Source organism: Pacificispira spongiicola, assembly GCF_012926505.1.
GTDB lineage: Bacteria > Pseudomonadota > Alphaproteobacteria > UBA8366 > Aestuariispiraceae > Pacificispira > Pacificispira spongiicola.
This window is the reverse complement of sequence record NZ_JABBNT010000007.1, coordinates 28871-40797: the sequence shown is the minus strand read 5'-3', so window position 1 is coordinate 40797 and position 11927 is coordinate 28871. Positions and strand designations below refer to the sequence as shown.

At 60.3% G+C, this 11927-nt stretch carries 10 protein-coding genes and 1 tRNA gene; 5 read left to right on the top strand and 6 right to left on the bottom strand.

The features are described 5' to 3' along the window. Positions 1 to 166: 166 nt before the first annotated feature. Positions 167 to 253 (bottom strand) — tRNA-Leu (locus tag HH303_RS19180). 107 nt (positions 254 to 360) lie between these two features. Between HH303_RS19180 and lipB the strand changes: the two genes are divergently transcribed. After that, positions 361 to 1080 carry a lipoyl(octanoyl) transferase LipB gene (gene lipB / locus HH303_RS19175; RefSeq protein ID WP_169627018.1) on the top strand — a complete coding sequence of 240 codons (720 nt, stop codon included), beginning with the start codon at positions 361 to 363 and terminating at the stop codon, positions 1078 to 1080. Positions 1081 to 1373: 293 nt separating this feature from the next. On the opposite strand, the gene HH303_RS19170 is transcribed toward lipB, so the two are convergent. Further along, entirely contained in the window at positions 1374 to 1649 is a 276-nt protein-coding gene (locus HH303_RS19170; protein WP_169627046.1) for an acylphosphatase, read from the bottom strand. 20 nt (positions 1650 to 1669) lie between these two features. After that, on the bottom strand, positions 1670 to 3304 hold the full coding sequence (gene ipdC, locus HH303_RS19165) for an indolepyruvate/phenylpyruvate decarboxylase (RefSeq protein ID WP_169627017.1): 1635 nt from the start codon (positions 3302 to 3304) through the stop codon (positions 1670 to 1672). A gap of 186 nt (positions 3305 to 3490) precedes the next feature. Between ipdC and HH303_RS19160 the strand changes: the two genes are divergently transcribed. Continuing rightward, complete coding sequence (locus HH303_RS19160) at positions 3491 to 4438, top strand: NAD(P)-dependent oxidoreductase (RefSeq protein WP_169627016.1); 948 nt, start codon at positions 3491 to 3493, stop codon at positions 4436 to 4438. Here HH303_RS19160 and HH303_RS19155 read toward each other — a convergent pair. After that, on the bottom strand, positions 4428 to 5240 hold the full coding sequence (locus HH303_RS19155; protein WP_169627015.1) for a helix-turn-helix domain-containing protein: 813 nt from the start codon (positions 5238 to 5240) through the stop codon (positions 4428 to 4430). The genes HH303_RS19160 and HH303_RS19155 overlap by 11 nt on opposite strands. A gap of 115 nt (positions 5241 to 5355) precedes the next feature. Between HH303_RS19155 and HH303_RS19150 the strand changes: the two genes are divergently transcribed. Further along, positions 5356 to 6222: an SMP-30/gluconolactonase/LRE family protein gene (locus HH303_RS19150; RefSeq protein ID WP_169627014.1), complete on the top strand. Its 867-nt coding sequence runs from the start codon at positions 5356 to 5358 to the stop codon at positions 6220 to 6222. 149 nt (positions 6223 to 6371) lie between these two features. Beyond that, positions 6372 to 7865 (top strand): class I adenylate-forming enzyme family protein, encoded by a 1494-nt coding sequence (locus tag HH303_RS19145; RefSeq protein ID WP_169627013.1) that lies wholly within the window; start codon positions 6372 to 6374, stop codon positions 7863 to 7865. 8 nt (positions 7866 to 7873) lie between these two features. Here HH303_RS19145 and HH303_RS19140 read toward each other — a convergent pair whose 3' ends face one another. Then, positions 7874 to 9013 carry an MFS transporter gene (locus HH303_RS19140; RefSeq protein ID WP_227421949.1) on the bottom strand — a complete coding sequence of 380 codons (1140 nt, stop codon included), beginning with the start codon at positions 9011 to 9013 and terminating at the stop codon, positions 7874 to 7876. A gap of 187 nt (positions 9014 to 9200) precedes the next feature. On the opposite strand from HH303_RS19140, the gene HH303_RS19135 reads away from it, so the two are divergent. Further along, positions 9201 to 9743, top strand: coding sequence for a CGNR zinc finger domain-containing protein (locus tag HH303_RS19135; RefSeq protein ID WP_169627011.1), 543 nt, complete (start codon positions 9201 to 9203; stop codon positions 9741 to 9743). Positions 9744 to 9775: 32 nt separating this feature from the next. Here the strand turns inward: HH303_RS19135 and HH303_RS19130 are convergent, their stop codons facing one another. Continuing rightward, complete coding sequence (locus HH303_RS19130) at positions 9776 to 11785, bottom strand: acetyl-CoA carboxylase biotin carboxylase subunit (RefSeq protein ID WP_169627010.1); 2010 nt, start codon at positions 11783 to 11785, stop codon at positions 9776 to 9778. Between the last annotated feature and the right edge of the window lie 142 nt (positions 11786 to 11927).

Below are 11927 nucleotides of genomic sequence, written 5' to 3'. Positions count from 1 at the left end.
GCAAATCCTTATGGGCCAACCGGATCGCCCGGTGCAATCCCGGATCAAGCGAAAATCATTTAAATCGTCGAAATGAGAAACGGAATCCGCAATCGAACGGCTCCACCCCGGCCCATCGGACCAAGATGCTAAATCCCTCGGGAGGCTATTTCGGGGAGGGGGATGATGGTGCGGTCGAGAAGACTCGAACTTCCACCCGTGTTACCGGACAGCGACCTCAACGCTGCGCGTCTACCAATTCCGCCACGACCGCGCACCATCTTCCGCCTCAGGTCTTTAAGGCCTGAGCGCGCGATGGTATAGCCAATCGCACCTTCGCGATCAAGCGCCGTTGTTTTGCATTAGGGAAATTGTTTGCCCATGTCCCAGGCTGCCGAATCCTGTGCCGTTCCGCGCCGTACCGACATCACCCTGCCGGAATGGCGGATCAGCGAAAGCCCCGTCGCTTATGAAACGGCGCTGGCCGAAATGGAAGCGCGCGTCGCCGATATTCATGCCGGGACGGCGGGGGAGCTTGTCTGGCTGCTGGAACACCCGCCGCTCTACACGGCCGGGACCAGTGCGAAGGCCCAGGACCTGCTGACCCCCGATCGCTTCCCGGTCTATAAGGCCGGTCGCGGCGGGCAATATACCTATCACGGTCCGGGTCAGCGCATCGCCTATACGATGTTGGACCTGACCCGGCGCGGGCGCGATGTCCGCTGTTTCGTGCACGATCTGGAAGAATGGGTCATCCGGGCGCTGGCGCAGTTCAACGTCGTCGGCGAACGGCGCGACGGACGTGTCGGCATCTGGGTGGATAGGGGCGATGGGCGCGAGGACAAGATCGCCGCGATCGGCGTTCGGGTCCGGCACTGGATCACCTTCCACGGCATTTCCATCAACGTGGAACCGGACCTGTCGCATTTCGGCGGGATCGTGCCCTGCGGCATCGGGGAGGAGAATTTGGGCGTCACGTCCCTTGTCGATCTCGGTCTACCGGTGACGATGGCCGATCTCGATGTCGCGCTGGCTTCCGCCTTTGCGGAGGTTTTCGGGCCGCCGGGAGCCATCCCGCCGGGAACCGAAACAAACCTCTAAACCCTAATACCTCAGTCGGTCGGGTGCGGGCCCTGCAAAGGGTGATCCTGTTCCCGATCCTTCGATTGCATCGTCATGTCGACCTACCAGGGTGTTGTCGTTTGCGTTACGACCGTCCGGTCCGCCCCCGCGAACCGGTATAGTCACGAACCCTAACGCAATTTACAGGCCACATTAAGTAAAAACCGACGGATTATAGGTGAATTACGACAGATTCCCGCTTCTTATACTATGCATCAACTATCTTGCAGCGCAGCATATGCCTGGCTGAAACCGAACGGTAACGGGAAATACTATCCATCCGGCCGAATAATGAACCCGGCTTGATCCGGGGTTTCCGCGGGATCGGTCTGCACTGCCGTGACACGCGACAGCGGCGGTCCGTTCCAGCAGTCGGCCAACATCCGCTCCACCGTCTCCGTGGGGCCGCTGAACACGGCCTCGACACTGCCGTCCGGCCGGTTCCGGACCCAGCCGTCCAGTCCCAGCCCGACGGCCGTTTTCTCCGTCCAGGCCCGGAACCAGACACCCTGCACCTTTCCTTCGATACGGGCTTTGACCGATTTCACCGGCATCGTCGGCCCCTCCGTCACGCTTCCTGCGACAACGCGGACAGCGATCGAATCGCGTTCACGAACCGTTGCAGAGTATCGGAAATAGCCCCGCGCGGAAGCATTGCTTCAATCAATTGAAACCGGCTTTCATCGGCATATGCGTCACGCAGAGCTTTTGCCAGTTCCGCCCGAGTCGACACGCGGTGTCCGCGCCCGCCCAATCCGGTCGCCAAATCGGCATAGTGCCAATCCGGCAGATCGTGATAGGCCGGTCCGGGCTGGAACACCCGCAGCATTTCCCAACTGGTGTTGTTGAACAGCACGACAATCGGGTTCCAACCGTATTTCCGGCAATTCCCCAATTCCCAACCGGTCATCTGAAACGCGCCGTCGCCGACAAGAATCAGGGGTCTGCGCCCGGTCGCGGCCTGCACGCCCAAACCGCCGGGAACCCCGAAGCCCATGCTGGCGTAATAGCCGGGCGCGGCCAGTTCGGTATTGTCGATATCCATTGCGGTGAACAGGCAATCGCCCATATCGGACGTCATCGGCATGGGGCCGACCTCCGCGAACAAGCCGTTGATCGCACGGGCGATATCCATCGGATGCAGGGTATCGGCATCTTCGATCAGCGCGCCGATCTCCTCTTCCGCCGCACTCGGCCCCGCCCGATCCAGGGGGCGGGCCTCCGCGATCATCCGGTCCACGAAGTCACGCAACAGTACATCCGGATAGTAATGCAGACCGACACGCACCTGCCCGTCGAAGGCGTGAACGGCATGGCGCATATCGACCTTCCCGCCGGACACGCCGAAATTCGTATCGCTCAAAATCACGCCGAGCATCAACAGGCAATCCGACTCTTCGACCACCGCGCTGACGTCCGGTTTGCCGGCCGCCCCCAGATAGGTTCCCGCCAAGGGAACATTCTTCCCGGCCATAAGGCCCCGGCCCATAAAACTCGTCGTGACCGGCACCTTCAGGATGGCGGCCAGTTCCGCAACCTTGTCTTCGATACCGTAGCGTCGGGCCTCCACCCCGACCATCAGGGCGGGGCGGGACGCTGCAGCCAATCTGGACAGGACTTCGCGTGCCGCGGATTGCGCGGCCTCGGAATTGCCGGATGGCGGTAAATAGGCAGGAACCGGATTAACCGGCGTGGCGACGAGATCGCGCGGTATTTCCAGATAAACCGGTCGGGATTCGTGCAGACAACGATCCAGCACGCGCGCGATTTCCCGGTGCGCGACCGCCGGGTCATCCAGCCGGGCCTGCGCGCAGGTCAATTCCTTGAATATCTCCCATTGGGAATCGAGTCGTTTGACCTGATGATGCAACAACAGACCGTTCGCGGCTTCCCCCGCGCCCGGCGCGCCGGAAATCACGACCATCGGCGTCTTTTCGGCATAGGCCTGGGCGACAGGGTTGATCATGTTCAACGCCCCCGCCCCATAGGTGACGCATGCGACCGACAAACGGCTGGTAAACCGCGCCGCCCCGTCCGCCGCGAAACCGACCCCCGGCTCGTGGCTCAATGTATACAGCGGCAGGATGTCGCTGGATTCCAATATCTTGAAAAACGGCAAGGCGAAGTCGCCCGGAATGCCGAACACCTCCCCCGCGCCGCGGTCTTTCAGCGCCAGCAACACAGCTTCAGCCAATCCCGGCATCGTATTACCTCACCCGTTCATTATTGGTTATCCAAACACTATGACCATTGAATTTTTTCGCCGCAACCGGTCGGGAAAATTCGAAACGAACGGTATGAATCGTCGAAAAAGCGTGAAACGGTGGCACCGTGAAAGCGCTTCCGGCGCAACACTATTTCAGTCACACGCAGGCGAAGGACGGCAAATATGAAGGTCGGGTTCATCGGGTTGGGGAATGTCGGTGGAAAATTGGCGGGAAGCCTGCTGCGCAACGGCGCGGATCTGGTCGTTCGGGATTTGAACAAGGACACGGCGCGCCCCTTCCTGGACGGCGGCGCCGCCTGGGCCGACAGCCCCAAGGAAATGGCGGAGCTCTGCGATATCGTCATTACCTGCCTGCCCAGCCCGGCCGCCTGCGCGGCGGTGATGGAGGCCGAGGACGGCATCCTGGCGGGCCTGTCCCCGGGCAAGATTTGGGCGGAGATGAGCACGACCGACAGCACGGAAGTCGGCCGCTTGGGCAAACTGGTGGAGGCGAAAGGCGCATCGCCGGTCGATTGCCCTGTTTCCGGCGGATGCCACCGCGCCGCGACGGGCAACATCGCCATCTTCGCCGGTTGCGAGCGAGAAACCTTCGACCGCCTGCTGCCCTTCCTTACCATTTTGGGGCGTCGGGTCCTGCATACCGGGCCGCTGGGCAGCGCGTCGGTCCTGAAGGTCATTACCAACTATCTGGCGACCGCCAATCTTGTCAGCGTGGCCGAAGCCCTGACCGTCGCGGGCAAGGCGGGCCTGGATCTGGGCATGGCCTTCGAAGGGATCAAGATTTCGTCCGGCAATTCCTTCGTCCATGAAACGGAAAGCCAGGTCATCCTGAACGGCAGTCGCAATATCAGCTTCACCATGGATTTGGTCTTGAAGGATATCGGCCTGTTCCAAAGCGTCGCCGACAAGGTCGGGGTGCCCTTGGAATTGAACCCGCTGTTGATCAAGATATTCGAGGACGGACAGGATCGATACGGGCCGCGCGAATGGTCGTCGAATATCATCCGCCGCCTGGAAGATGCCTGTGACATTCACATCACCGCCCCCGGCTTCCCGGCGGAACTGGTAGACGACGAACCGGAAGAACCGGGCTACGAGGTCAGCCGTTAACGACAAAAGCCGTTTTGGGGCCGGGGTCGCCGTCGGCTGCGTCGGCGCCCGCGTCCTTCGGATGGGGACCGATGCTGAAAATGTCCGCGAAGGGGGATCGACCGACGGCAAACGCCCATTTGAACGGGGCCAATTCGGCATCCGGCGTCGTGTGTTGATCGTGCCATGCCAGCGTCTTCGCACGGTCAACCAAGTCCGACACTTCCGCTTCCAACCGCATGACGGTTTCCGGCCGCATCCGTCGGGAGAAACTGTTGAAATACGCATCGTCGGGCGCAACCTGCGTCCGGTCGATCACCCAGCCGGTGAAGGCCTGATTGATTTTCTGAATATGCGGTTTCAACGGTCCGCCCAAATCCCATTGAATGGGTAGATCGACGGTTAGACGCACGGTCAGGCCCCGTCCGCATTCGACCAACCCCAGTTTCTCCAAATCGCGGAAATACAGGAATAGGCTGGCCGGGCTGATCCCGCTTGCCTGCAGAATACCGTCGGGCGTGAATTTCTCCGTCAGCAGGATGAGCACGTCCAGCAGCGCCGGTTGTTCCGCAAGCTTCCATTCAACGTCGCGCGACAGCCGCGCGCCCGGCACCGGACGGTTGCCGATCGTGGCGAAGATACTGTCCAGTTCCACGCCGATCGCGTCGCATATTTCCGACAATCGGCCCAGCTTGCAGTCCTTTTCATGGAATATCCGTTTGACCGTCGGCTCGGACACGCCCAACCGATCCGCCAGTTCGGCATAGGTAATTCCCTTCGCCCGAAGGGTTCGTTTCAGCGCGTCAAAAACCAGGGCGGTCATCGTTTTCCGGAACCTCTTCTGGCGATTTCGTATCGAATTCCGATACCATTCTCGTTCATAAAGATCAATTTATCTTAGTTTTCTATACCAAGGGTTCCAACAACAGGAGACCCTCATGAAACGAAAACACATTTTCAAGGCCGTCGCCGCCGCTATCGCGATCTGGACGGCACCGCAGGCGGCACCCGCTGCCGAACTGTGGCGCATCGAGGGACTGGCCACACCGGAATCGGCGCTGTTCGATACGGCCCGCAACCGCATCGTGGTCAGCAACATCAACGGGTCCCCAGGCGATGCGGACGGCAACGGCTTTCTCTCCCTGGTCACGGTGGACGGTCACATCGACACACTGCATTGGGTGGATGGATTCGACGCGCCGAAAGGCATGGCCATGGTCGGCGACCGACTGTTCGTGGCGGACCTGACGGTGATCCGGGAAGTCGATGTGACATCCGGCACCCTGGTTGCGTCCTACCCTGTCGAAGGCGCGCAGTTTCTGAACGATGTGACCGCATCCGAAGACGGCAGCGTCTATGTGTCGGACATGACGGCGGATACGATCTATCGCCTGAAGGACGGCATCGTCGAATCCTGGCTGCGGGATGCACGCCTCAACACCCCGAACGGTCTTGCCGCCGATGGAAACACGCTGTTCGTCGGAAGCTGGGGTCCGAACATGCATGCCGATTTCTCGACCGATGGTCCCGGCGGATTGATCGCAATCGATCTGGCGTCCAAGGCGATCACCGATGTTCACGGTGCGGAAGCCGCCGGCAATATCGACGGTGTCGTGCTCGACGGCGATACGGTCTTCATGACGGACTATATGAAGGGCGTTTTGTTGCGCCTCGACGCCGACGGCACCCTGTCCGAAGTCGCACGCCTAGAACCCGGCAGCGCCGATCTCGGCGGGAGCGCTGATACGCTGTTCATACCGATGATGTTCGAGGGCGGTTTGATCGCGTTCACCCCCGATCCCTAACCGAACAGCCTCCCGATCGGACAGCCCCCTCCCGGCTCAGGAGGGGGCTTGTTCCGTGGCGATGGCGATCTTGCCGGGGTTCCGCTAAGGTTCGGCTTGTCGTTCAAGCGCGTCCTGGAGTCGCGCGGGATACGAGGGGATCGCCAAAAGTGCCTGATACACCGCCCTCTGCGCCGGAAGACGGTATCGGTCGAACCGGCGATTACCTGTCCTTCCATGCGGCCTTTCGGCCGCAGGCGACCGCACTGGCGGATGCCGGGGAAACGCTGACCTTCGACGCATTGCAAGACAGAGTCCGCAAGACCATTGGCGCCCTAACGAATCTTGGCGTTCGGCCCGGTGATTTCGCCTGCGTGGAATGGACCGGCCTGTTGGACCATATGCCCCTGTTGCTGGCGCTCGAAAACCTGGGGGCGGCCAGTGCAACCTTTCTGCATGACGCTCAGCCGCAGGACAATGCACAAATCCTGCAAAATGCCGCCCTGATTTTTGTCGACCGGTTCGCGCAAGGCGACCTGCCGGGCCGCAGGGTCCGCATCGATGCGGTCACCGGCGATGGACCCGACGACACCGCTCCCCTTCCGGACACGCCGATCGATCCCACCTCCGTCTTCCGCATGGTCACCAGTTCCGGCACCACCGGCGCGCCGAAGGTGATCGCGATCACCCTGAGCCAGACGGAGCGTCGGTTGGAGGTCATCCAATGGATGGTCGGATATTCCAGCCACTCCCGTTTCGTGCACAGCATGCCCTACACATTTCAGGGCGCCCATTTTCAGGCGATGACCTGCCTGCGGGCCGGAGGCGTCAACATCCACGTGACCGTCACGGACTTTTGGAGGGCGCTCAGCGCCTTGAAGGCAACCCATACAGCCGTCCTGCCGTTTCATTTCACGCAGTTGCAGTCCGACGATATGCTGCGCACCCTGCCCGAAGGCCTGACGATCACCTCCTATGGCGGTCCGGTCCCCGATCCGATGCGCGCCCGTTTTCAACAAATCCGACCGGATGTCCGATTGTTCGAAACCTATGCCACGAACGAATTGGGGACGATCGCCGTGCGCCTGACGGACGGTAGCTACCGGAGCTGCCCCGGATCGGAGGTGCAGATCGTCGACGACACGCACCGCCCCCTGCCCCCCGGTACGCAAGGGACCGTTCGGATTCGCAAAACCGGGATGGTGGCGGGCTATGTCTATGACCCGCGGGCCAGTGCCGAGAAATTCCGCGACGGCTGGTTCTATCCCGGCGATATCGGTGTGCAGCCCGACGAAACGCGGTTCCGCGTCCTGGGTCGGGAAGACACGCTGATGAATGTCGGCGGAGTAAAATTCTCCGCCGAGGAACACGAACGCGCCCTGACCGCCCTACCGGAAATTTCGGATGCGTGCCTTTTGACCCGGCCGAATGCCCGCGGCGAGAATGAGATATGGGTCGTCCTCGTCAAAAAGGACGACCTGCCGCTGGACGCCTTGGGAAAACTGGTTGCCGAGGCCTTGCCGTCGCTGATCGGGAACATTGTTCTGATCACGACAAAGCAAATTCCCCGCACGACAAGCGGCAAAATCCGGCGTCAGGCCCTTCATGAGGCCCTGGATCGGATGAAAGCGCCGCTACAAGGCGGCTTCGGTTCGTCGGCCTAAATCAGAAATCAGGTCGACACGGCGACCTGCCGCTTGAACAGGAAAGCCCCCATCAAACCTGTCGCGGCAATCGCCGCATAGATCACCCAAATCACGGATGATGTTCGAACATCCAAGACGAGCCAGCTTCCGACATAGCTGCCGACCGCGCTTCCCACTCCCCAAACGAGGCCGAGCGCACCGAAATATGTCGATTGGCTTCCGTCGGGTGCCAAGGCGGCCGTAATCGTCTCCAATGAGGGCAGGATAAGCGTTTCGGCAATCGTATAAACGAAGACCACCGCCAGAAACCAAACCAAACCCGAACCAAGCAAAGGCATCAAATAAGCTGAAACCAACAGCATATAGCTTAGCGTCGTCATTGCCGGGGCCGAAATCCAACGAAATGCAAATAGGGAAACGGCAACGAAGATCAGCCCCGTTGCCCCGTTTGTAATAAAAACGAGGTTCGCGGCACTTTCCTGCCCGGTGATTTGCACCGCCATGACCGGAAATCCGACAAAGAGCTGCGCGTAAACAATCCACCATGGCAAGGTAACCGCGAGGAAAACCAGGAAACGGCGATTTCGGATCACGGATAACCAGCTTTTCGTAACGGCGGAGCGGCTGGAGTAGCACCGATCCAGATAACTGAACCGAACGGACCAAAAGCCCAGCAGAACGAACAAAATTCCCGCAGCACGGAAGGGAACGACAACATCGCCGTCCGCCAATAAGACCCCCAAAAACGGTCCGATCACCACGCCGAGATTCAGCGCAAAATTATTGATGACAAAGACACGCGATAGAATGGCGGCTGGCTGGCGGCCGAACACACCGTACAGTGCCGATTCGTAAGTTGCCGTGCCCAAGCCGATAAGAAGGGCGGAACCGATCACGCCTTCCGAAGCTTCCGCGGAGCCGAAGAGCAAAAAGCCGCAGCCCCGGACGAGCAACCCGAAGACCATCGCCCCCCTAAAGCCGAAGCGATCGACCATCGGGCCCGTGACGATGGGCAAGGCACGACCGAAGGCCAAGTGTATCGTGAAGACGGAGCCGATCACGAATGCGTTCAAGTCGAGATGCGCCGACATATGGACGGCCATCAAGGGCAACGCCATCAAGGACGACAAACTCATCAAAAATTGCAGGAACAGGAGCCCCCGCATGTCCCTGGGCACGTCATGGAGCTGTTGCGTCAAATAGCCCGGCATCCCAAATCCCCGCCCCAATCCCCGGCCCTGCCCGCCGCACCCGACGAGCGTCGGTCGACAAGACCTTTGTAACCCCCTAAGATAACTTTAATCATTACATCGCCGCGAATGTGAAATGAGTCAAACAAATATTGGTGCTTACATGACGCAATCTTCGTCAAACGGGCTCGCCGAAGCCTTGCTGAAAACCTACGAGGTGGCCCTGGCCGAGCCTGAACATCTGAATGATCCGGGTGATTTGGACGCGTTTGCAGACCGCCATGGCCTGACAACACGCCCAGCGGACGAAAATCAATTGGCCTCTACCAAACGCTTTCGGGACTCATTGCGTCGCCTGTTCGACGCATCGACACCGGATCCTGTTCGGCTTTCCGCGCTAAACCAAATGTTGGACGGTATTTCCGTCGGCGTCGAATTGATCCCCGTATCCGAAGAGAGATTCTGCCTGACGCTCAAGGCAACGTCAGACGACACTGCTTTCACGGTAATCCGGGACGCCTGTCTGATCGATGTCGTGAATGCAGCCGAACGCTATGGGCTCAACAGGCTTAAGTCCTGCCTGGCGGAACCGTGCAGGGACGCCTTTGTCGACATGTCGAAAAACGGGTCGCGCCGATTCTGCAGCACCCGCTGCGCGAACCGCTGGCACGTTTCGCAACACCGGGCGCGCCGGCAAAACAACTAACACCACCGAAACCGACGCGGAGGACAGTTCGCTTACTCGAATTCCAGGATCGGCTGATCGACGGCAAGGCTGTCGCCTTCTTTCGCATGGGCGATCCTGACGGTGCCGCCCGCGCCGGCGCGCAGGACGTTTTCCATCTTCATCGCCTCGACAACCGCCAATTCGGACCCGGCCTCGACGATATCGCCTTCCTTCACCGTCAGTCGGACCAGCAATCCCGGCATCGGCGACAGCAGGAATTTCGACATGTCGGGCGGCGGCTTATACGGCATCAGGCGGCGCAGCGGCGCGTGCCGCGCCTCCAACACGAGCGCCCGGATGCGCGCACCGTCGTGGCTGAGCACGAACCCGGCCCCATCCTTATCGACCTGGAACAGGCGCTCGACATCGTCGATCCGCGCCTTGAAGATCGCAAAGCCGGGTTTCCAATCGCTTTCCACGAAAATCTCGCGTCCATCGACGGTCAGGCGGTGGCAGTCCTCACCCCGCGCCAGATGCAGGGCGACCTCTTCCAAATCCTTGTCGCCCAGAAAGACGGCGTAATCCGACGGCAGATCGGGGGCGCGGTTTTCCTCCTGCCCCGACAGGCGCCGTTCGCGGGCCTCGATCTTGTCCTGCACGACGGCGGCAACGGCGGCGAACAGGCCCAGATCCGTCGGCTTCAAGTGATCTTCGGTCAGGCCTTCCGGATATTCCTCGGCAATGAAATTCGTCGTGATCCGGCCTTCCCCGAAACGCGGATGTTTCACCAGATTGGCCAGGAAGGGCATGTTGTGGCTCAGGCCCCGGACGACATAGCCGTCGATGGCTTTTCGCATGTTCTCGATGGCCTCCGCCCGGTCTTTCCCGCCGACGATCAGTTTGGAGATCATCGGATCGTAGAACATGGAAATTTCCGCGCCTTCGTAACAGCCGCTGTCGACGCGCACCGTGTTTTCGACCGGGGCCGGTTCGATATAGCGGGTCAGACGCCCGGTCGACGGCAGGAATCCGCGTTCGGCATCCTCCGCATACAAGCGGGCTTCCATGGCCCAGCCGGTCAGCGTCACATCCTTTTGCGTGAAGGGCAGTTTCTCGCCATGCGCGACACGGATCATCAATTCGACCAGATCGTAACCGGTGACCAGTTCCGTCACCGGATGTTCGACCTGAAGCCGCGTGTTCATTTCCAGGAAATAGAAGTCCCGATCCTTATCGACGATGAATTCTACCGTCCCGGCGGTTTTGTAGTTCACCTGCTGCGCCAGGGCGACGGCCTGCTCGCCCATCGCCTTGCGCGTCGCTTCGTCCAGGAACGGCGACGGCGCTTCCTCGATCACCTTTTGATGGCGGCGCTGAATCGAACATTCGCGTTCGCCCAGATAGACGCAATTGCCGTAACCGTCGGCCATGACCTGAATTTCGATATGCCGGGGTTCCTGCACGAATTTTTCGATGAAGACCCGGTCGTCGCCGAAGCTGTTGCGCCCCTCGTTCATCGCGGAAACAAGGCCGGATCGCGCCTCGTCGTCGTTCCAGGCCAGCCGCATGCCCTTGCCGCCGCCCCCGGCGGAGGCCTTCAGCATCACCGGATAGCCGATTTCCTTGGAAATCCGAACCGCCTCTTCCGGATCGCGCACGGCGTCCAGATAGCCCGGCACGGTAGAGACGCCCGCCGCCTGGGCCAGTTTCTTGGATTCGATCTTGTCGCCCATGGCCTCGATCGCGCCGACCGGCGGGCCGATGAAGGTGATCCCTTCCTTTTCCAGACGCGCGGCGAAAGCCTTGTTTTCCGACAGGAAGCCATAGCCGGGGTGGACCGCCTCCGCCCCCGTCTGTTTGCAGGCCTCCACGATCTTGTCGATGACCAGATAGCTTTCGGAAGACGCCGCCGGACCGACGGCCACCGCCTCGCCCCCCAGTTCCAGCGCCGTGCGCACATGAAGCGCCTGGGCATCCGGTTCGGAATACACCGCGACCGGCGTGATCCCCATTTTATGCGCCGTCCGCATCACCCGGCAGGCGATTTCGCCCCGATTGGCGATCAGGATCTTCTTGAACATCGCTTTTCCTCGACACCGTACCTGTGCGCCCATGTTCGATGCCATCTGATATACTTCAAGGCAAGTTTCACGACGACACTTGGGCATAGTTCGTCATTTCATCAAAAGACAATACAAGCACATTAAAACAGCGTCTTAATAA